Raw genomic sequence first — 21227 nt, forward strand, 5'->3', positions numbered from 1 at the left:
GCAGAGCCCAGCCCGGTAGGGCCTCATCGACAGAATCCAGGAATAACCTGAGCAAGTGGACAGGTTTTTGCAGTGAAGGGCTGACTCGTCCTTCAACAAGAAGCCAAAACCATGCAGCCAGATTCCGATTCGTCCAGTGAACTGATCTACGGCCTCAACGACCGCCCCAAACCACTCGCCGCCATTCTCGCCGCGCTGCAACACGTGCTCGCGAGTTTCGTCGGCATCATCACCCCGCCACTGGTGATCGGTTCCGCGCTCGGGCTGACCGCGCATCTACCGTACCTGATCAGCATGGCACTGATGGTCTCGGGCGTTGGCACTTTTATCCAGGCGCGGCGACCGTTCGGTATTGGCGCGGGGATGATCTGTCTGCAAGGTACCAGCTTCGCGTTTCTCGGTGCGGTGCTGTCGGCCGGGTTTCTGGTCAAGCAGCGCGGCGGCAGCCCGGAAGATATTCTGGCGATGATTTTCGGCGTGTGCTTTTTCGGCGCAATCGTGCAGATCGTGCTCAGCCGTTTCATCGGTCAGTTGCGCCGAGTGGTCACACCGCTGGTGACCGGCATTGTCATCACGCTGATCGGCATCAGCCTGATCAAGGTCGGCATCACCGATCTGGGTGGCGGCTTCAATGCCCCGGACTTCGGCGCGCCGGGCAATCTGGCCTTGGGCGTGTTCGTGCTGCTGACGATCATTCTGCTCAACCGTTCGAACACGCCTTGGGTACGACTGTCGGCGATCATCATCGGACTGGTGCTCGGCAGCCTCGCGGCGTGGTTCAGCGGGAAACTGGTCCCGCAGCCCTTGCCTGACTTGCCACTGGTGAGTTTTCCTACGCCATTCAAGTTCGGATTCAACTTCGACTGGACCGCTTTCCTGCCGGTCGCTCTGATTTACCTGATCAGCACCATCGAAACCGTCGGCGACCTCACCGCCAACTGCATGCTCGCCCGCCAACCGATCAGCGGCCCTTCTTATATAAGCCGCTTGCGCGGTGGCGTGCTTGGCGATGGCGTGAGCTGCATGATCGCGGCGACCTTCAGCGCTTTCCCCAACACAACGTTCGCGCAGAACAACGGCGTGATCCAATTGACCGGCGTTGCCAGCCGCTACGTCGGTCTGTATATCGGCGCGATCCTGTTCTGCCTCGGCCTGTTCCCGATGATCGGTGCGGTGCTGCAACAGATCCCGAAACCGGTGCTCGGCGGTGCGACGCTGGTGATGTTCGGCGCAGTGGCGGCGGCGGGTGTACGCATTCTCGCGCAGTCACCGCTGGACCGGCGCAGCATGTTGATCATCGCCACTTCGTTCGGCGTCGGCCTTGGCATCGCCGCGCAACCGAACCTGCTGCACCTGTTGCCGAAACTGGTGCAGAACCTGTTCGACTCGGCGATCACCAGCGGCGGGCTGACGGCAATCGTCCTTTGTCTGTTGTTGCCGGAAGGCAAAACCGCAGCGGCAAAAAGCTCCGCGTCATTGAACAAGATCGAACAGGCGTAACTGTTTTTCCGCGCAAGGACTTGTCGGATGCCTGTGGGTGCGCTATCAACGCAACTGGTTGCACCCACAGACAATCCCGGAAGTGCCTATGACCTTTGAAGTCCCAGCCCACGGCGGCAAACCCGCCAGCCGCATTCGTCAGAAGAACGAAGAGACCATTCTCAAAGCCGCCGAAGACGAGTTCGCCCGTCACGGGTTCAAAGGCACCAGCATGAACACCATCGCGCAGAATGCCGGGCTGCCCAAGGCCAACCTGCATTACTACTTCACCAACAAGCTCGGTTTGTATGTGGCAGTGCTGAGCAACATCATCGAGTTGTGGGACAGCACCTTCAACACCCTCACTGCCGAGGATGACCCGGCCGAAGCGCTGACCCGCTACATCCGCGCGAAGATGGAATTCTCCCGGCGCCAGCCACAGGCTTCGCGAATCTTCGCCATGGAAGTGATCAGCGGCGGCGAATGCCTGAGCGAATATTTCAATCAGGATTACCGCACCTGGTTCACCGGGCGCGCGGCGGTGTTTCAGGCGTGGATCGATGCGGGCAAGATGGATCCGGTCGATCCGGTGCACCTGATCTTCCTGCTGTGGGGCAGCACCCAGCATTACGCCGACTTCGCCACGCAGATCTGCCGCGTCACCGGGCGCAGCAAGTTGACCAAGCAGGACATGGAAGACGCCGGCAACAACCTGATCCGCATCATTCTCAAAGGCTGCGGCCTCACTCCTTCTCTATAAGACGTTTATGCCTTTCACCCTCAGCGGTTTTTGCGAATACCGCGAAGAGATTCGCAAAAGCCGCTTCATCACTCTGGCGACGCCAATCAGCAGCCCCGCCGACGCGCAGGCATTTTTCGAGCAGCACAGCGATTTGAATGCCACGCACAATTGCTGGGCGTGGAAACTCGGCGCGCAATACCGCAGCACTGACGACGGCGAACCTGGCGGCACCGCAGGGCGCCCTATTCTCGCGGCGATCGAAGCGCAGGACTGCGATCAGGTCGCGGTGCTGGTGATCCGCTGGTACGGCGGCATTCAACTGGGCACCGGCGGCCTGGCCCGGGCCTACGGCGGTGGCGCCAACAAGTGCCTGCAAGCGGCGGAAAAAATCGAGCTGATCAGCCGCGTGCCGCTGAGTTGCGCCTGCGGATTTGCCGAGTTGGCGCTGGTGAAGTTGCGCGTGGCGGATCTCGGTGGATTGGTGGTGGAGGAAAACTTCACGGCCAATGGGGTTGAGTTGAAGCTGGCGGTGGGGGAAGCGCAGATCGAAGTGCTGCAAAGTCAGTTGGCGGATCTGAGCCGGGGGCGGATTTTGTTGCAGCGTTGAGAGTAGAAGATCAAAAGATCGCAGCCTTCGGCAGCTCCTACAGGGTGATCGCATTCCACCTGTAGGAGCTGCGGAACGCTGCGATCTTTTTGGGGCATTACATGCATTCCATTTTCTGCCGACTTGCCCACATCGGCTGTGCACCCGACTGTGGATAACCTGAGCACATACCGCTGTAACCCTTCTGTCATGCGGCTTTGCGCGATTTGTTCACTTTTCGTTCAATTGATCCGACGAAACGAAAAATCAGCGTAAAAACAGATAGTTAACATCGTTTATCACCATTAGAAGAAAGCATCGCAGTGCTTATGCCCGACCTCGGCGCTTGCGCACAATTACTGTGGAACAACCTGTGGATAAGCCGTTCATGACCGTCGCTGTCGCTGGATCTGCCTAGGCCCCAAGTGATTGCTCGTTTTTTAACCAACGTAACACGAGCAAAACTGGAGCCTGTTCAATGGCTTTGCGCTGAATTGGTGCTCGATAGAAAGACAAAACGCCCGCCGATGCGCTGCTGTCGGCACATACGGACTGGCTCCGCAAGCGTTCCTGACTCAATGGCCAGGAAATTGCTTTATCCACAGGCACAACTCCAAGTCAGTCGAGCCTGTCATGTCCATCGCCCCTTCCCCGCCGCGCCTGCAACTGCGCCAGATCAGCAAACGCTACCCCGGTTGTCTGGCCAACGACGCCATCGACCTGAGCATCGCGCCGGGTGAAATCCATGCCCTGCTCGGTGAAAACGGCGCAGGCAAAAGTACGTTGATGAAAATCATCTACGGGGTTACCCAGTGCGACAGCGGTGAAATGCTCTGGCAGGGGCAGCGCGTGCAGATCCGCAACCCGGCACAGGCACGGCAGTTGGGCATTGGCATGGTGTTCCAGCATTTCTCCCTGTTCGAAACCCTCAGCGTCGCGCAGAACATTGCCCTGGCGATGGGCGCGGCGGCCGGCACGCCAAAGCAACTGGAGCCGAAGATTCGCGAAGTATCGCGACGTTACGGCATGGCGCTGGAGCCGGAGCGACTTGTCCACAGCCTGTCGATCGGCGAGCGGCAGCGGGTGGAAATCATCCGTTGCCTGATGCAGGACATCCGCCTGTTGATTCTCGACGAGCCGACCTCGGTGCTGACGCCGCAAGAGGCGGACGAATTGTTCATCACCCTGCGGCGCCTTGCCGACGAGGGCTGCAGCATTCTGTTTATCAGCCACAAGCTCGGTGAAGTGCGGGCCTTGTGCCACAGCGCCACGGTGCTGCGCGGCGGTCGGGTAGCCGGGCATTGCCTGCCGGCGCAATGTACGGATCAGCAACTGGCACAACTGATGGTCGGCGAAGCGGCGGGATTGATTGGCGAGTATCCGAAGGTCAGCGGTGGCCCGGCGTTTCTGCAGGTGCAGGGTTTGAGCTGGCACAACCCGGATCCATTCGGCTGCTCGCTGACAGACATCGACCTGCAAGTGCGCAGCGGTGAAATCGTCGGCATCGCCGGGGTCGCGGGCAATGGTCAGGATGAGCTGCTCGCCCTGCTCAGTGGCGAACAAACCTTGCCCCGGGCGCAAGCGGCGACCCTGCGCTTCGCCGAGCGAAACGTCGCTGACCTGCGCCCGGACGCGCGGCGCAAACTCGGTCTGGCCTTCGTGCCGGCCGAACGCCTTGGCCACGGCGCGGTGCCGGAGTTGAGTCTGGCCGATAACGCCCTGCTCAGTGCTTTCCAGCAAGGACTGGTGAGCCGCGGGTTGATCCAACGCGGCAAAGTCGAAACCCTCGCGCAGCAGATCATCCAGCGTTTCGGCGTGAAGACCCCGGACACGCAAACCGCTGCGCGCAGCCTGTCCGGCGGCAACTTGCAGAAATTCATCCTCGGCCGGGAAATTCTTCAGCAACCGAAACTGCTGATCGCCGCGCACCCGACATGGGGCGTCGACGTCGGTGCCGCCGCCACCATCCATCGCGCCTTGATTGCCCTGCGCGATGCCGGCGCGGCGATTCTGGTGATTTCCGAAGACCTCGATGAGCTGTTCCAGATCAGCGATCGCCTCGGCGCGCTGTGCGGCGGGCGTCTGTCGGCACTGCAAGACACCGGCCTTACACAGCTGAGCGATGTCGGCGCGTGGATGGCCGGCCAGTTCGATCACTCACCTCGCGCCGCCTCGGTTTAACGGAGTTCCAACCATGCTGCTTTCTCTCGAACCCCGTGGCCAGCAATCGCGCCTGATGCTGTGGTGCTCGCCGTTATTGGCGGCGGCGCTGACCCTCGGCTGCGGCTCGCTGTTGTTCATCGCGCTGGGCCACGACCCATTGCAAACCTTGCACACACTGCTGATCGCGCCCGTCAGCGATTTGTATGGAGTGTCCGAATTGCTGGTCAAGGCGCTGCCGATTCTGCTCTGCGCACTCGGCCTGGCCGTCGCCTATCAGGCGCGGATCTGGAACATCGGCGCCGAAGGCCAACTTCTACTTGGCGCGTTGGCCGGCAGTGCTCTGGCAGTGAACGTTATCGACATGCAAAGTCGCTGGGCGCTGGTGCTGATTCTGCTGACCGGCACGCTGGCCGGCGCCGCATGGGCCGGGCTCACCGCATGGCTGCGCACGCGCTTCAACGCCAACGAAATCCTCACCAGCATCATGCTCAACTACATCGCGCTGAACCTGCTGCTGTTCTGCGTGCACGGGCCGTTGAAGGATCCAGCGGGCTTCAATTTCCCGGAGTCGGCGATGTTCGGCGACGCCAGTCGTTTGCCGCTGCTGCTGGAGGACGGCCGCGTGCATGCCGGCGTGTATTTCGCCCTGCTCGCGCTGGTTGCGGTGTGGGTGTTGTTGCAGAAAAGCTTTATCGGCTTCCAGATCAAAGTGCTCGGGCTGGACAAGCGTGCGGCAGGTTTCGTCGGCTTTCGCGAGAAGCGCCTGATCTGGCTGGCGCTGTTGATCAGCGGAGCTCTGGCCGGACTCGCCGGAGTCTGCGAAGTGACCGGGCCGATCGGCCAATTGGTGCCTCAAGTGTCGCCGGGCTATGGATACGCAGCGATCACCGTGGCGTTTCTGGGACGGTTGAATCCGCTTGGCATTCTGTTCTCCAGTCTGCTCATGGCGCTGCTGTACATCGGCGGCGAGAGCGCGCAGATGTCGCTCAATCTGCCGCAAGCGATCACCCAATTGTTCCAGGGCATGATGCTGTTTTTCCTGCTCGCCTGTGACGTGCTGATTCTCTATCGGCCACGCCTGAAACTGCGCTGGAGCCGGCGCGCCTCGACCCCTGCCGTAACCGCCGGAGCGCTGTGATGGATATCGATCTGTTGAGCAATATTTTCTATGCCATGGTCCGCTGCGGCACGCCGCTGTTGCTGGTGGCATTGGGTGAGTTGATCTGCGAGAAAAGCGGCGTCCTCAACCTCGGCCAGGAAGGCATGATGCTGTTCGGTGCGGTGATCGGTTTTATCGTCGCGCTGAACAGCGGCAACCTGTGGCTGGGTGTGCTGTTGGCGATGTTGGCCGGGATGTTGTTGTCGTCACTGTTTGCCCTGGTCGCGCTGGTGTTCAACGCCAATCAGGTGGCCACCGGGTTGGCGCTGACGATCTTTGGTGTCGGACTTTCGACGTTTGTCGGCGCGGCATGGGTGGGTAAGCCGCTGGCGGGTTTCGAGCCTCTGGCGATTCCGTATCTGAGTGAGATCCCGCTGATCGGGCGGATGCTGTTTGCCCAGGATCTGCTGGTGTATCTATCGTTCGCGCTGTTTGCGCTGGTGGCGTGGGTGATCATCAAAAGTCGTGTCGGCCTGATCATTCAAGCGGTCGGTGAAAACCCGGATGCGGCCAGCGCGATGGGTTTGCCAGTGCTGACCGTGCGTACCTTGGCGGTGTTGTTCGGCGGAGCAATGGCCGGGCTGGCCGGGGCTTATCTGTCGCTGGCGTACACGCCGATGTGGGCGGAAAACATGACCGCCGGGCGCGGCTGGATTGCCCTGGCGCTGGTGGTGTTTGCCAGTTGGCGGGTGTGGCGGTTGTTGCTCGGGGCGTATCTGTTTGGCCTCGCCAGCATCCTGCACCTGGTGGCACAGGGATTGGGACTGGCGATACCTTCGAGCCTGCTGGCGATGCTGCCGTATTTGGCGACGATCTTGGTGCTGGTGTTGCTGTCCCGCGATGCCGTACGCACTCGGTTGTATGCGCCGGTTTCGTTGGGGCAGCCGTGGCAATCGGGACATTAGTTGATGTCAGAGCGGGCCTCTTCGCGAGCAGGCTCGCTCCCACAGGAGATCTGAGTGAACACGGGCATATGTGGGAGCGAGCCTGCTCGCGAAGGCCTCCGCACCGGCAACATCTGGAGCACGACCCACAACTATTTCTGATCAAACACCCTCGAGAAACTCAAGACGCCTGGAGTATGCTCCGGGATCAAAGCCTGTTTTCGCCAAGCGCTGCAACTGTGGCGCGGTCAGGCGTGTCCATTGAATCCTGAATGCTGACTTTCAAGGAAACCCATCATGTCTCAGGCAAAAAACGCACTGATCATCGGCGCCTCCCGCGGCTTGGGCCTCGGTCTGGTGAAGACCCTGCTGGGCGATGGCTGGCAAGTGACCGCGACGGTGCGCAATCCGCAGAAGGCCGAGGCGCTGCAAGCGCTGGGTGACGTGCGCATCGAGAAGCTCGACATGGACGATCAGCAAGCGGTGATCGCTCTGAGCCAGAAACTCAAGGGCGAAACCTTCGATCTGTTGTTCGTCAACGCCGGGGTCAAAGGCCCGGACGTGCAGACGCCGGGCGGCGCGACATTGGCCGAGGTCGGGCAACTGTTTTTCACCAACGCGGTGGCGCCGATCAATCTGGCCCAGCGTTTCGTCGGGCAGATCCGCGACGGCAGCGGCGTGCTGGCGTTCATGAGTTCGGTGCTCGGCAGCGTGACCATGCCCGACGCGCCGGAGCTGGCGTTGTACAAGGCGAGCAAAGCGGCGCTGAATTCGATGACCAACAGTTTTGTCACGCAACTGGGTGAACAGAAACTCACCGTACTGTCGTTGCACCCGGGCTGGGTGAAGACCGACATGGGCGGCGAAGGTGCTGACCTGGATGTAGAGACCAGCACTCGCGGGCTGATTGACCAGGTCAATGCGTTCACCGGCAAGGGCGGGCATCACTTCGTCAATTACAAGGGTGAAACGATTGCCTGGTAAGCACTGAAAATCCCGATGTGGGAGCGAGCCTGCTCGCGAATACGATCTGTCAGGTAAATCTGTATCGACTGACATGACGCCTTCGCGAGCAGGCTCGCTCCCACAGGGAGTGATGGTGAATGGTCGGGTGGCGCTTGCCCGGCGCTGCGATTTGTTTGAAACTGCGCGCCTCGTCCTTCGCGGCGACCCTGGATCAGCAGACAGGGCAACACTGAGCTGGCAACCCTGAACCCAACTTTCAGAGGAGCCGGCCACAATGCCTGCGACCCGTACCTGGTTAAAAAACCCCCTCGCCATTTTCACCTCCAACGAGCTTGATGCCCGTGGCGGTCTAGTCGTGCAAGACGGTGTCATCGTCGAAGTGCTCGCTGCCGGTCAGCAGCCGTCGGCGCCGTGCAATGAAGTGTTCGATGCCCGCGAGCATGTGATCCTGCCGGGCCTGATCAACACTCACCATCACTTCTATCAAACCCTGACCCGCGCCTGGGCGCCAGTGGTCAATCAGCCGCTGTTTCCGTGGCTGAAAACCCTGTACCCGGTATGGGCGCGGCTGACCCCGGAAAAACTCGCCCTCGCCACCAAAGTGGCGCTGGCCGAATTGCTGCTCTCAGGTTGCACCACCGCTGCCGACCATCACTATCTGTTCCCGGACGGTCTGGAAAACGCCATCGACGTGCAGGTCGAAACGGTGCGTGAACTGGGCATGCGCGCCATGCTCACGCGCGGCTCGATGAGCCTTGGCGAGAAGGATGGCGGTCTGCCTCCACAACAAACGGTGCAGGAAGGTCAGGTGATTCTCGACGACAGCCAGCGGCTGATTCACGAGTATCACGAGCGTGGCGATGGCGCACAGATCCAGATCGCTCTGGCGCCATGCTCGCCATTCTCGGTGACCCCGGAAATCATGTCGGCCAGCGCTGATCTGGCGAACAAGCTCGATGTGCGTCTGCACACCCACCTCGCTGAAACTCTCGATGAAGAAGACTTCTGTCTGCAACGCTTCGGCCTGCGCACCGTCGATTATCTGGATAGCGTCGGCTGGCTCGGCCCGCGTACCTGGCTGGCCCACGGCATCCATTTCAACCCCGACGAAATCGCCCGCCTCGGCCAGGCCGGCACGGGCATCTGCCACTGCCCAAGCTCGAACATGCGCCTGGCGTCCGGCATCTGCCCGAGCATCGAGCTGACCGACGCCGGCGCGCTGTTCGGCCTTGGCGTTGACGGTTCGGCGTCCAACGATGCCTCGAACATGATCCTCGAAGCGCGTCAGGCTTTGTACATCCAGCGCCTGCGCTACGGCGCCGAAAAGATCACCCCGGAGCGCGTGCTGGGCTGGGCGACCAAGGGTTCGGCGAGCCTGCTCGGCCGCACTGACATCGGCGAAATCGCCGTGGGCAAACAGGCGGATCTCGCGTTGTTCAAGCTCGATGAACTGCGCTTCTCCGGTAGCCATGATCCGATTTCGGCGTTGCTGCTGTGCGGCGCTGACCGAGCGGATCGGGTGATGATCGGGGGCAAGTGGCGTGTGGTCGATGGGCAGGTTGAAGGGTTGGATCTGAAAGGTTTGATTGCCGATCACAGCCAGGCGGCTCGGCAGTTGATTGCCGGCACCTGAGTCACCGCCGTTCAAAACTGTGGGAGCGAGCCTGCTCGCGAAGAGGGAGTGTCAGACAACATGTTTGTTGGATGACACACCGCTTTTGCGAGCAGGCTCGCTCCCACATGGGTATCAGCCAGCCCTAAAGGCCCAGTAGCGACAGCATGATAAAGGTCGCAAACAGCACAAAGTGCGTCATGCCCTCAATGGCGTTGGTCTCGCCGTCATTGAGGTTGATTGCGCTGACGATCAGGGTGATGAAGATCATCACCGTTTGCACCGGAGTCATCGCCATCTGAAATGGCTGGCCGGTGTACAGCGCCATCGCTTCCATCACCGGTACGGTCAGAATCACCGTCGACAGTGACGCCCCCATCGCAATGTTGACCACCGACTGCATGCGATTGGCCAGCGCCGCTCGTAATGCGGTGAGAATCTCCGGCGCGGCGGAAATCGCTGCCACCAGAATCGCCGTGATTACCGGCGGCGCGCCCGTGCCTTCCAGGCCCAGATCGAGGGTCTTGGACATCACCTCGGCCAGTGCGCCGATGATCACCACCCCCGACACCAGAATGCCGACCGACAGCGCCAGGCTGACCGGTTTCGGCTCCTGCTCGACCGGCTCTTTCTTGCGACGTTTGTCCGGGTAGCTGTAGCTGAAAAAGTAACTGTGCGGGCCGACCTGCATGCGCAGGAACAGCGCGTAGAGCACCATCATTGCGCCGATGGTGAACGCCGAATACATCTTCCAGTTGGCCTCGGGAATGAACTCCGGGACCACCATCGATACGCCCATCGCGGTGAGGATCATGACGCTGTAGCTGCGCGCCGAATCGTCGTTGTAGGACTGCTCGCCGTGTTTGATCCCGCCCATCAGTGCGGCGAGGCCGAGGATGCCGTTGATGTCGAGCATGACCGCTGAATAGATCGTGTCGCGCACCAGCGTCGCCGAGGCTTCGTTGCTCATCATGATCGCCAGGATCACCACTTCGACCAGCACCGCCGAGAGCGTGAGGATCATCGTGCCGTAGGGATCACCGACTTTTTCCGCCAGCAGTTCAGCGTGATGAGCGACGCGCATCGAGGCGGCGACAATAAAGGCGATCAGCAGCAGACCGCCGACCAGCGCGACGATCTGGCCGTTGTGCAGCAGCCAGTGTTCGAGTGGATAAGCAACGCACGCGGCAAGGACTGCCAGCAGCAGGAAGCTTTCTTGTTTGAGGGTCGAGAGCATGACGGGCCTTTTGCCGAAAAGAGCTGATGAAGCTACTGACTGCCGCGCGCCGCTAACGTTTCGTTACATCTTTACGCACCACGCGATGGCAGCTGGATTCAGGCATGCACTTTTATTGGCCTTGCCGGCCTCTTCGCGAGCAGGCTCGCTCCCACATTGAAATGCGTCCCTGTGGGAGCGAGCCTGCTCGCGAAGGCCGCGCCGCGTTTTCGAATGCGTTTGTTGTCCTTTTGGTCAGCAATTTGCATTGGCCCTGACCACACACAACAAAATGGAGTTCGGGTTCATGCCAATACGTCCGCTGCACAAACTGCTGTACGCCGCCATCGGTCTGGGAATCAGCCTGAGCGCCAGCGCTGCCGATCCGCTGAAGGTCGGTTTCGTCTACATCGGCCCGATCGGTGACCACGGCTGGACGTATCAGCACGAACAGGGGCGCAAGGCCCTGGCGGAAAAACTCGGCACGCAGATCACCACCAACTACGTGGAAAACGTCGCCGAGGGCGCCGACGCCGAGCGGGTGATCCGCAACATGGCCAAGGACAAATATGACCTGATCTTCACCACGTCTTTCGGCTACATGAACCCGACAGTGAAAGTCGCCAAGCAATTCCCCAAGGTCACTTTCGAACACGCCACCGGTTACAAGCAGGACAAGAACCTCGGCACTTACCTGGCGCGCACTTACGAGGGCCGTTACGTCGGCGGTTTCCTCGCGGCGAAGATGACCAAGACCAAGAAGATCGGCTATGTCGCCTCGTTCCCGATTCCGGAAGTGATCCGCGACATCAACGCCATCCAGCTGGCCCTGAACAAGTACAACCCTGGCACCGAAATCAAAGTGGTGTGGGTCAACTCCTGGTTCGATCCGGGCAAGGAAGCCGACGCCGCCAACGCGCTGATCGATCAGGGCGTCGACGTGGTGTTCCAGCACACCGACAGCCCGGCGCCGATCCAGGCTGCCGAACGGCGCGGCGTGTATGCCGTGGGCTACGCCTCGGACATGGCCCACTTCGGCCCGAAAGCGGTGCTGACCTCTATCGTCAACGACTGGGCGCCGCACTACATTCAGGCGACGCAGAGCGTGATCGATCACACCTGGAAATCCCAGGATTACTGGGGCGGGTTGAAGGAAGGCACGGTGGAACTGCCGATCAGCGACCTGGTGCCAGCGCCGGTGAAAGCCGAGGCCGAGCAGTTGATCGCCGACATAAAGAGCGGCGCATTGCAGCCGTTTACCGGGCCGATCAAGGATCAGGCCGGTGTGGAAAAAATCCCGGCGGGCGTGAGCGCCACCAACGCGGAACTGGCTTCGATGAATTATTACGTTGAGGGCATGAAGGCCGAGATGCCGAAGTAGTCCCCCGATTCACCACACAAAACCCTGTGGGAGCGAGCCTGCTCGCGAAAGCGGTGTGTCATTAAACAAAAATGTTGTCTGACACTCCCTCTTCGCGAGCAGGCTCGCTCCCACATTGGAAACACAGCGTATTCAAGGATTGTGTATGGATCAGCTTCCGATCATTGATATCAGCCCGCTCTATAGCGACGACGAAAACGCCTGGCCTGCGGTGGCCGAACAAATCGACCAAGCCTGCCGCGAGTGGGGCTTTTTCTACATCAAGGGCCATCCGATCTCGGCGCAACGCATCGACGCCCTGCTCGATCACGCCCAGCGCTTCTTCGCCTTGCCCGCCGCAGAAAAACTCAAGATCGACATCACCCAGACCCGCCACCATCGCGGCTACGGTGCGATTGCCACCGAGCAACTGGACCCGGACAAACCCAGCGATCTCAAAGAAACTTTCGACATGGGCCTGCATCTGCCGGACGAACATCCCGAGGTGCTCGCGGAAAAACCCTTGCGCGGCCCCAATCGGCACCCGGCGCAACCCGGCTGGGAAACGCTGATGGAGCAGCATTACCTCGACATGCAGGCGCTGGCGCAAACCCTGCTTCGAGCGATGACCGTTGCGCTGGGCATCGAGCGCGACTTCTTCGATACGCGTTTTGTCGAACCGGTCAGCGTGTTGCGCATGATCCATTATCCGCCGCGTCACACCGCCAGTTCCGCCGAGCAGCAAGGCGCCGGCGCCCATACCGATTACGGCTGCATCACCCTGCTCTATCAGGACAGCGCCGGCGGTTTGCAGGTGAAGAACGTCAAAGGTGAATGGATCGACGCGCCACCGATTGACGGCACGTTCGTGGTCAACCTCGGCGACATGATGGCGCGCTGGAGCAACGACCGTTATCGCTCGACGCCGCACCGGGTGATCAGCCCGCTGGGCGTGGATCGCTATTCGATGCCGTTCTTCGCCGAACCGCACCCGGACACGCGCATCGAATGCCTGCCCGGCTGCCAGGACGCGCAGCATCCGGCGAAATATCCGACCACCACCTGCGCGCAATTCCTGCTGTCGCGTTTCGCCGATACCTACGCCTATCGTCGCGAGCAAGAGGCGGTTTGATCGATCACCTGGTCAGGTTTTGCCAATTGTTGCGGCCAGCCTCTGTAGAATGCCGGCATTGCACCTGATGAGAAAAGACTATGTACGACTGGCTCAACGCCCTGCCCAAAGCCGAACTGCACCTGCATCTGGAAGGTTCGCTGGAGCCTGAACTGCTGTTCGCCCTGGCCGAACGCAACAAGATCGCCCTGCCGTGGAGCGACGTCGAAACCCTGCGCAAGGCCTACGCCTTCAACAATCTGCAGGAATTTCTCGACCTGTATTACCAGGGCGCCGATGTGCTGCGCACCTCGCAGGATTTCTACGACCTGACCTGGGCCTACCTGCTGCGCTGCAAAGCACAGAACGTGATCCACACCGAACCGTTCTTCGATCCGCAGACCCACACCGACCGGGGCATCCCGTTCGAAGTGGTGCTCAACGGCATCGCCGCCGCGCTCAAGGATGGCGAGACGCAACTGGGCATCAGCAGCGGTTTGATCCTCAGCTTCCTGCGCCACCTCAGCGAAGACGAAGCACAGAAAACCCTCGATCAGGCGCTGCCGTTCCGTGATGCGTTTGTCGCGGTCGGGCTCGACAGTTCCGAGATGGGCCACCCGCCGAGCAAGTTCAAACGCGTCTTCGATCGCGCCCGCGACGAAGGCTTCCTCACCGTCGCCCACGCCGGTGAAGAAGGCCCGCCGGAGTACATCTGGGAAGCCATCGACCTGCTGAAAATCCAGCGCATCGACCATGGTGTGCGCGCCATCGAAGACGAGCGCCTGATGCAGCGGATCATCGACGAGCAGATTCCGCTGACCGTATGCCCGCTGTCGAACACCAAGCTCTGCGTGTTCGATCACATGTCGCAGCACAACATCCTCGACATGCTCGAGCGCGGCGTTAAGGTCACGGTCAACTCCGATGACCCGGCGTATTTCGGTGGGTACGTGACCGAGAACTTCCATGCGCTGCACGAGCATCTGGGCATGACCCAGGATCAGGCCAAGCGCCTGGCGCAGAACAGCCTGGATGCGCGGTTGGTAAAACCGTAAGCAACACCGCAAAACCAATGTGGGAGCGAGCCTGCTCGCGAAGAGGGAGAGTCAGTCAACATTTACGTTGAATGACACACCGCTTTCGCGAGCAGGCTCGCTCCCACATTCATATCGATGTTCACTCGGTAAGCTCTTCCAGGGTCTTGCCCCGCGTCTCCATCCCGAACAGCCACACCACGCCCGCCGCGATCGCAAAGCACGCCGCGCCCAGCGCGAACACCCCGCCCTGCCCGGTAATCGGGAACACCAGCCCGGTCACCAATGGCCCGAGCAGAGAGCCGACGCGGCCGATGGCCGAGGCGAATCCCGAGCCGGTTGCCCGTGCGGACGTCGGGTACAGCTCTGGCGTGTAGGTGTAGAGCACCGCCCACATGCCGAACAGGAAAAACTGCATCAACAGCCCGGTGCCGATCAGCAACGCCACGTTGCCGCCGAACACCGCACTCTGCCCATACAGAAACGCCATCACCCCGCCGCCCAGCAGGGTGACGATGCACACCGGTTTGCGCCCCCAACGCTCGACCAGCCACGCCGCCATGAGGAAGCCGGGAATCCCGCCGAGCGAGATCAGCACCGTGTAGTACACCGACTGCGTCACGGCGAAACCCGACTGCTGCAGCAATGCACTGAGCCAGGAAGTCAGCCCGTAAAAACCCAGCAATGCGAAGAACCACAGACTCCAGATCATCGTTGTACGCTGGCGATATTGCGGCGACCAGATCTGCTTGAGTGCCGAGAAGAAATTACCCGGTGGCGTCACCGTGCGTGGCAAACGAACCGGTTCCGGCAAGGCTGCACCGCAGAGCGAAGCACGCACTCGCGCTTCGATGCCGTTCAACACCTTGTCCGCGTCGACGTCGCGCCCGGCCTGTTCCAGCCAGCGCGGCGACTCAGGGATGAAAAAGCGGATAGCCAGGACAAACACCGCCGGCACCGCCAGTACCAGGAAGATATCGCGCCAGCCAATCAGCGGCAGCAGGAAGTACGAGAGTACGCCCGCCGCGACAAACCCCAGCGGCCAGAAGCCGTCCATCAGGGCGATATAGCGCCCGCGCCGTTGTGCTGGAATCAGCTCCGAGAGCATCGATTGCGCGATGGGAAACTCCATGCCCATGCCAATTCCGAGCAGGATGCGAAACAGCGTCAGCGTCTCCACCGTCTGCGCCGTCGAACACAGGTAACTGGCCACGCCCCACAGCACGATGCTCCACTGAAACACCGGTTTGCGCCCGAAGCGGTCGGCGAGCATTCCCGACAGCGACGCGCCGAGCACCATGCCGAAAAAGCTCGAACTGGCTAGCAACCCCGCTTGCGCACTGCTCAGGCCGAACTCGGCTTTGATCGAGCCGAGCAGGAAAGTCATCATCGCCAGATCCATGGAATCGAAGAAAAACGCCAAGGCGATGATGATGAAAATGACGCGGTGATAGCCGCTGAGCGGCAGCCGTTCCAGGCGTTCAGCCGCACTAAAGCGTTGTGTATTCATGTTGTGCTCCCCCATCCGGAAAATCCCCGGATCGAGTGTGCGCGATGGTCATACAGAGGTCGTACTGGATGCGACCTGTTCACAACCGTGGACGACGTGAGCCTTCAGCTCATCGCCGAGCAACGCTCTAGAACGCTGTTTCCAGCTCGGTTTCCTTGGCAAAGCGATGGATTTCGCGCTGGCCGGTGGCGGTCAACTGCAAGGCGCGGGAATCGTTGGGCAAGGTCAGCCAGCCGGACTGCATGAACAACTGCAACAGGGCCGCGCCCAGTGAGCCGCCCATGTGCGGACGGCGCTCGCTCCAGTCCGGGCAGGCGCAGGCGACCTGCACGTTGCGGTGGGCCAGGGCCTGGATGAACACGCCGCGCTGCGCCAGTCGGGTGGAGCCCTTGTGCGTCACCACCACCCGCTGCTCAAGCTGTTCGATCCAGCCGGCGTCGAGCAGGCGCTGATACAGGTCGGCCGCCAGGGTGCCGCCCAGATGATCGTCGCAGAACCGCGCGCGCAACAGCGAAGACGGCGCCGCCTGCGGCCTGACCATGGGAGTCGTGCGTTTCAGCGCATCAGGGATTTGCCGTGGCGCGCTGGCAATGGTGGCGCTGGCCAGTGCTTCGATCGCCGCGCCGATTTCCGGTGCCGCCAGGCGAAAGAAGCGTTTGCGCCCACGCATTTCGATGTTCAACAGCCCCCCTGCGGACAGGCGTCCCAGATGCGCACTGGCCGACGACGGCGAGAGCCCGGCCAGCAGCGCCAGCTCTTCGGCTTGCCGCGCCGAGCCATCCATCAACGCCCACATCATCGCGCTGCGCTTGGGGTCGGCCAGCAATGTCGCGATCTGGCTGATGCACGGTGCATGTTCCATATGTTCACTCCCTGTTGAATCGTATCGTCTACCGCTCGGAGACATCCTGGCCGGTTATGGGGCATCGGCCAACACGCGAAAATCGCCCGGGATCGGTGGCAAGGGATGCCACCGACACCAGCTGCTCCGGCACACAACCTGGCAGCAGAAGTAGCAACCGTCACCAAAAGCCGGCAACGCGTTACGGGGTCTGCGCGCCGGGTGTCAGTGCAGGCATGAGGCGGGCGCTAGTATAAGCGGGTTAAGCCAGACGTCCTGCGCCTGGGCCTGGGCAGGTGGCGATTGTTCCTGACAGAAATTTCTCTAATTGCCTGCGACTAATGATCAACTTTGAGGAAACCGGGAAATTGGCTACTCAATTCGGCGCATCGGCTGGCGAGCATCTCTCTCAGAAGGTTCACCGGCTTACTCAATTGTGCGCGATGGGCGCACAACAGATTCAGCGGTGCGCGCTCACACAGCAGTTCCGGCATCAGCACTTTCAGGCGCCCGGCCAATACATCGGTGCCGACGTCCAGCCAGGATTTGTAGGCAATACCGGCACCGGCCAGCGCCCATAGCCGCACGACGTCGGCGTCATCGCTGAAGCGGTCGCCACTCACGGTCAGGCCGACTTCGCGCTTGCCATCGTGAAAACTCCAGTGGTCGTGGACGCGGCTGCCGAGCATGTACAAAAGGCAGTTGTGCTGGGCCAGTTGCTCGAGATGGCGCGGCTCGCCCTGCCGGGCCAGGTAATCGGGGGATGCGCACAACACCCGGCGATTGTGTGGGGCGATGGGCAAGGCGATCAGGCTGGAATCCTCCGGCTCGCCGTAGCGCAGGGCGATGTCCACCGGTTGCCGGAACAGATCGGCGATGCGGTCGCCAAGCAGCAGGCGCACCGTCAGCTTCGGGTGTTCACGCTGGAACGCGTCGAGCCACGGCAGCAGCAGATTGCGACCGAAGTCCGAGGGCGCCGAAAGCTGCAGAATTCCGCTGACCTGGTCCTGACCGCTGGCGAGCAGGCGACGCCCCTCGTCGAGATTGCTCAGGGCGGCGCGGGCATACTCAAGGAAGCCTTCGCCCTCGGCGGTGAGGCGCAGGCTGCGGGTCGAACGCGCCAGCAGCCGCGCACCGAGTTGCTGCTCGATGCGCTTCAACGCCGCGCTGGCCACCGCCGCGGACATGTCCATCACCCGTGCCGCCGCCGACAGGCTGCCCAGATCCGCCGCGCGAACAAACAACTGCAAGTCATCAAAACGCAGCATGCGCAGCCTCGATTATCAAAAAAATATTGAAAGAGACTGCTCTTTTAGCCGGTTTTATCGCGCAGAGAAATAGCCAATGATGACCTCCATCGAATTCACCCCGATTCTGGAGTCCACGCATGTCCCAGCCCTTTACCGCTATCGCCACCCTGACCGCTAAATCCGGCCAGCAGGACGTTCTCGAACAGGCCCTGCGTGCCCTCGTCGAACCGAGCCGCGCCGAGCCCGGTTGTGGTCAGTACGACCTGCACCGCGACCTTGCCGATCCGCAGGTTTTTTATGTCATCGAACAGTGGGCCAGTGACGAGATTCTTGAGGCGCACAACGCCAGCGCGCATTTTCAGAAGTTTCAGGCCAGCGCCGGCCACACCATCGAACACTTCCAGCTCAAACGCCTCGGCAAGATTGCCTGAATCCTTCTTCTATCAACTGTACGGAGCCATTTATGAAAGCCATTGCCTATTACGCTTCCCTGCCGATCAGCGACGCCAAGTCCCTGCAGGACATTGAACTGCCAGAGCCGGTCGCCGGCCCGCGCGACCTCTTGGTGGAGGTCAAAGCCATTTCGGTCAACCCGGTCGACACCAAAGTGCGGCAGAACATGGCGCCGGAAAACGGCGCGGCGAAAGTGCTGGGCTGGGACGTTGCCGGTGTGGTCAAGGCGGTCGGCAGCGAAGTCACCCTGTTCAAGGCGGGCGACAAGGTGTTCTACGCCGGTTCGATCGCCCGGGCCGGTGGCAACAGCGAGTTGCACGTGGTCGATGAGCGCATCGTCGGCCACATGCCCAAGTCCCTCGGTTTTGCCGAAGCCGCCGCGCTACCGCTGACCGCCATCACTGCGTGGGAATTGCTCTTCGAGCGCCTGCAAATCAGCGAAGGCAGCAATGATGAGGGTCAGAGCCTGCTGATCGTTGGCGCGGCGGGCGGAGTGGGCTCGATCCTTACCCAATTGGCCAAGCAGTTGACCGGCCTGAAAGTGATCGGCACCGCTTCCCGCCCACAGACCCGTGACTGGGTCAGCGAACTCGGTGCCGATCTGGTCATCGATCACAGCCAGCCACTGAGCGAAGAATTGAAGCGCGCCGGCATCGCCAGCGTGACCCACGTCGCCAGCCTGACCCAGACCGATCAGCATCTGCCGCAACTGGTCGAAGCCCTCGCGCCGCAAGGCAAGCTGGCGCTGATCGACGATCCGAAGTCCCTCGACATCAGCCTGCTCAAGCGCAAGAGCCTGTCGCTGCACTGGGAGTTCATGTACACCCGCTCGCTGTTCGAAACGCCGGACATGATCGAACAGCACAAGCTGCTCAACCGCGTCGCCGAACTGATCGACGCCGGCACTTTGAAGACAACTTTGGGCGAGCACTTCGGTGTGATCAACGCAGCCAACCTGCGACGCGCCCATGAGCTGCTGGAAAGCGGCAAGGCCAAGGGGAAAATTGTTTTAGAAGGTTTCTAAAAAAATAAAGCCCCGCAACCGCTCGTGATGCCAGAGCGGTTGCGGGGCTTTTTGCCGTCAGTCGGTTGCTTGACCCTTGTCACAATTACGCGGGTATCGAGGTCTACAATCGAAGCCTCTGCGATACATCTTTTACGCAAGGGAGGTCAGCAATGAAGATCCTGATAAAAGAAGTGGCAAAGTCTCAATGGCAGGTGCGCCTGGACCAGCACGTCGTAACCTTTCGCAGTGAAGCCGAGGCTCTGGCCTTCACTCGCACCCTCGAAGCGCGACTCTGCGCGCCCCACCGAATCCCCGAACCCAGCCAGCAGCGCGCCGCCGGCTGAGCTCCAAAGTCGAGCGTTCAGACTTGGGCTTGCGCCAACGCCCGGGCATTCTGCAAACGCCGGGTGAGCAGCGCGACGCTCACCACCAGCAAACCGCACAGGCTGATGACCATCGCCATCGGCACGGCGCTGCCATCGTGCAACACCCCCACCAACGCGGCGGCACCGGCGGCGATGCTGAATTGCAGGCAACCGAGCATTGCCGATGCACTGCCGGCACGGGCGCCCTGACCGTTCATTGCGCAAGCTGAGGCGTTGGGAATGATGCAGCCGAGGCTGGCAATGCAGATGAACAGCGGAATCAGCAACGGCCACAACGCCTCTGGACGCATCGCGCTGACCGCCAACAGCGTCAGCCCGGCGAGGAAATACACCCACACCGCGCGCACCAGCAAGAACGCCGGGCCACGCTTGGCCAGCAGACGCGCATTGACCTGCGCCACCAGAATGAACCCCGCCGCGTTGGTGCCGAACAGCCAGCCAAAATGCTCGGCGGGTACACCGTAGAGCTTGATGAACACAAACGGTGAGCCAGCGATGTAGGCGAACATGCCGGCGATCGCGATGCCGCCGGTCAGGGCGTGGCCGAGGTAGACCGAATCCTTGACCAGTCGCGCGTACTGGCGCAACGCACCGGACAACGGCTGGCGCGGCACATGGGCCGGCATGCTTTCCGGCAGCCCCAACGCCACCGCCAGACCCGCCGCCGCACTGAACCCGGTGAGCACCAGAAAGATCGACTGCCAACCCGTGGTATTGACCAGCAGCCCACCGAGCATCGGCGCCAGAATCGGCGCCAGGCCCATCACCAGCATCAATTGGGAAAACACCTTCGCCGAGCCCACCGCGTCGCACTTGTCGGCAACCACCGCGCGGGAAATCACCATCCCCGCACAGCCACCGAGTGCCTGGACGAAACGCGCGCCGATCAGCCATTCCAGGCTCGGCGCGTAGGCGCAGGCCAATGACGCCAGGGTGAACAGAGCAACGCCGCTGAGCAGCGGAAGTCGCCGGCCGAAACGATCGGAAATCGGCCCGTAAGCCAGTTGGCCCAGCGACAGACCGAGGAAGTACGCCGCCAGCGTCAGCTGGACATGCTGCTCATCGGTGCCGAACGCCAGCGCCATGGCCGGGAAGGCAGGTAAATAGAAGTCGATCGCCAAAGGACCGAAGGCGCTCAAGGCGCCGAGTATCAAAATCGTGCGGAAATTCATCAGGCATCCAGGTGGGCAAGTCGCAGCCCGACAGTCTAGCCGCGCCCGGACGCCTTGAACATTCCGATAGCTCGCTAACGATCAATTTCAGACGAGCTTCACCTCATAACCCTCTTCGCGGATCGCTGCGATGACCTGATCGGCACTCAGCGCACTTTCGACGCCGACTTCCTTGGCCGCCAGATCGACGCGCACACTGGCCGCCGGATCCAGCGCCTGTATCGCAGTGGTGATGGCTTTGACGCAATGACCGCAGGACATGCCTTGAACGTTGAACACTTGCATGGGAAGACTCCT

Annotated in this window: 20 protein-coding genes; 14 read left to right on the forward strand and 6 right to left on the reverse strand. The window is 61.2% G+C overall.

Annotation, left to right across the window (positions count from 1 at the left end):
• Positions 1–111: 111 nt before the first annotated feature.
• From AB4N48_RS20970 to AB4N48_RS21005, 8 genes are all read left to right on the forward strand, one after another.
• Positions 112–1500 (forward strand): uracil-xanthine permease family protein, encoded by a 1389-nt coding sequence (locus tag AB4N48_RS20970; protein WP_236169701.1) that lies wholly within the window; start codon positions 112–114, stop codon positions 1498–1500.
• Positions 1501–1588: 88 nt separating this feature from the next.
• On the forward strand, positions 1589–2239 hold the full coding sequence (locus AB4N48_RS20975) for a TetR/AcrR family transcriptional regulator (RefSeq protein ID WP_016771809.1): 651 nt from the start codon (positions 1589–1591) through the stop codon (positions 2237–2239).
• Between the two features lie 7 nt (positions 2240–2246).
• The gene (locus tag AB4N48_RS20980; RefSeq protein ID WP_125917571.1) at positions 2247–2828 is read left to right on the forward strand and encodes an IMPACT family protein; all 582 of its coding nucleotides are present in this window, start codon (positions 2247–2249) and stop codon (positions 2826–2828) included.
• Positions 2829–3440: 612 nt separating this feature from the next.
• Positions 3441–4988 (forward strand): ABC transporter ATP-binding protein, encoded by a 1548-nt coding sequence (locus AB4N48_RS20985; RefSeq protein WP_375123094.1) that lies wholly within the window; start codon positions 3441–3443, stop codon positions 4986–4988.
• Between the two features lie 13 nt (positions 4989–5001).
• Complete coding sequence (locus AB4N48_RS20990; protein WP_056787784.1) at positions 5002–6108, forward strand: ABC transporter permease; 1107 nt, start codon at positions 5002–5004, stop codon at positions 6106–6108.
• A complete protein-coding gene (locus AB4N48_RS20995; RefSeq protein ID WP_150638115.1) occupies positions 6108–7034 on the forward strand; it encodes an ABC transporter permease in 927 nt (308 codons plus the stop codon). The genes AB4N48_RS20990 and AB4N48_RS20995 overlap by 1 nt, the downstream gene beginning before the upstream one ends.
• A 276-nt stretch (positions 7035–7310) precedes the next feature.
• On the forward strand, positions 7311–7997 hold the full coding sequence (locus AB4N48_RS21000; RefSeq protein WP_039764086.1) for an SDR family oxidoreductase: 687 nt from the start codon (positions 7311–7313) through the stop codon (positions 7995–7997).
• Positions 7998–8253: 256 nt separating this feature from the next.
• Complete coding sequence (locus tag AB4N48_RS21005; protein ID WP_073471861.1) at positions 8254–9612, forward strand: 8-oxoguanine deaminase; 1359 nt, start codon at positions 8254–8256, stop codon at positions 9610–9612.
• A 124-nt stretch (positions 9613–9736) separates the two neighbouring features.
• Here AB4N48_RS21005 and AB4N48_RS21010 read toward each other — a convergent pair whose 3' ends face one another.
• Positions 9737–10828, reverse strand: coding sequence for a calcium:cation antiporter (locus AB4N48_RS21010; RefSeq protein WP_460094253.1), 1092 nt, complete (start codon positions 10826–10828; stop codon positions 9737–9739).
• A gap of 286 nt (positions 10829–11114) precedes the next feature.
• Here AB4N48_RS21010 and AB4N48_RS21015 point away from each other — a divergent pair, with 286 nt between their 5' ends.
• The 3 genes from AB4N48_RS21015 to AB4N48_RS21025 all read left to right on the forward strand — a co-directional run bounded on the left by AB4N48_RS21015 (position 11115) and on the right by AB4N48_RS21025 (position 14333).
• A complete protein-coding gene (locus tag AB4N48_RS21015) occupies positions 11115–12188 on the forward strand; it encodes a BMP family ABC transporter substrate-binding protein (RefSeq protein WP_016771815.1) in 1074 nt (357 codons plus the stop codon).
• A 145-nt stretch (positions 12189–12333) separates the two neighbouring features.
• Positions 12334–13299 carry a 2-oxoglutarate and iron-dependent oxygenase domain-containing protein gene (locus tag AB4N48_RS21020; RefSeq protein ID WP_095180883.1) on the forward strand — a complete coding sequence of 322 codons (966 nt, stop codon included), beginning with the start codon at positions 12334–12336 and terminating at the stop codon, positions 13297–13299.
• Between the two features lie 80 nt (positions 13300–13379).
• The gene (locus AB4N48_RS21025) at positions 13380–14333 is read left to right on the forward strand and encodes an adenosine deaminase (RefSeq protein ID WP_024011466.1); all 954 of its coding nucleotides are present in this window, start codon (positions 13380–13382) and stop codon (positions 14331–14333) included.
• Between the two features lie 121 nt (positions 14334–14454).
• Here the strand turns inward: AB4N48_RS21025 and AB4N48_RS21030 are convergent, their stop codons facing one another.
• The 3 genes from AB4N48_RS21030 to AB4N48_RS21040 all read right to left on the reverse strand — a co-directional run bounded on the left by AB4N48_RS21030 (position 14455) and on the right by AB4N48_RS21040 (position 17931).
• Positions 14455–15822, reverse strand: coding sequence for an MFS transporter (locus AB4N48_RS21030; protein ID WP_056787772.1), 1368 nt, complete (start codon positions 15820–15822; stop codon positions 14455–14457).
• 127 nt (positions 15823–15949) lie between these two features.
• Positions 15950–16684, reverse strand: coding sequence for an ArsR/SmtB family transcription factor (locus tag AB4N48_RS21035; RefSeq protein WP_041479646.1), 735 nt, complete (start codon positions 16682–16684; stop codon positions 15950–15952).
• 317 nt (positions 16685–17001) lie between these two features.
• Positions 17002–17931, reverse strand: a complete 930-nt coding sequence (locus AB4N48_RS21040) for a LysR family transcriptional regulator (protein WP_252868758.1) — start codon at positions 17929–17931, stop codon at positions 17002–17004.
• A 119-nt stretch (positions 17932–18050) separates the two neighbouring features.
• On the opposite strand from AB4N48_RS21040, the gene AB4N48_RS21045 reads away from it, so the two are divergent.
• From AB4N48_RS21045 to AB4N48_RS21055, 3 genes are all read left to right on the forward strand, one after another.
• On the forward strand, positions 18051–18344 hold the full coding sequence (locus AB4N48_RS21045) for a putative quinol monooxygenase (RefSeq protein ID WP_016771821.1): 294 nt from the start codon (positions 18051–18053) through the stop codon (positions 18342–18344).
• Between the two features lie 32 nt (positions 18345–18376).
• Positions 18377–19390: a zinc-binding alcohol dehydrogenase family protein gene (locus tag AB4N48_RS21050; RefSeq protein WP_460094254.1), complete on the forward strand. Its 1014-nt coding sequence runs from the start codon at positions 18377–18379 to the stop codon at positions 19388–19390.
• Positions 19391–19542: 152 nt separating this feature from the next.
• Positions 19543–19716 carry a hypothetical protein gene (locus AB4N48_RS21055; protein ID WP_016771823.1) on the forward strand — a complete coding sequence of 58 codons (174 nt, stop codon included), beginning with the start codon at positions 19543–19545 and terminating at the stop codon, positions 19714–19716.
• Between the two features lie 17 nt (positions 19717–19733).
• Here the strand turns inward: AB4N48_RS21055 and AB4N48_RS21060 are convergent, their stop codons facing one another.
• Together AB4N48_RS21060 and AB4N48_RS21065 are read right to left on the reverse strand one after the other, a co-directional pair.
• Positions 19734–20930 (reverse strand): multidrug effflux MFS transporter, encoded by a 1197-nt coding sequence (locus AB4N48_RS21060; protein WP_024011460.1) that lies wholly within the window; start codon positions 20928–20930, stop codon positions 19734–19736.
• A gap of 87 nt (positions 20931–21017) precedes the next feature.
• Complete coding sequence (locus tag AB4N48_RS21065) at positions 21018–21215, reverse strand: cation transporter (protein WP_016771825.1); 198 nt, start codon at positions 21213–21215, stop codon at positions 21018–21020.
• Between the last annotated feature and the right edge of the window lie 12 nt (positions 21216–21227).

The sequence above is a fragment of the Pseudomonas sp. S2_C11 genome, assembly GCF_054668395.1.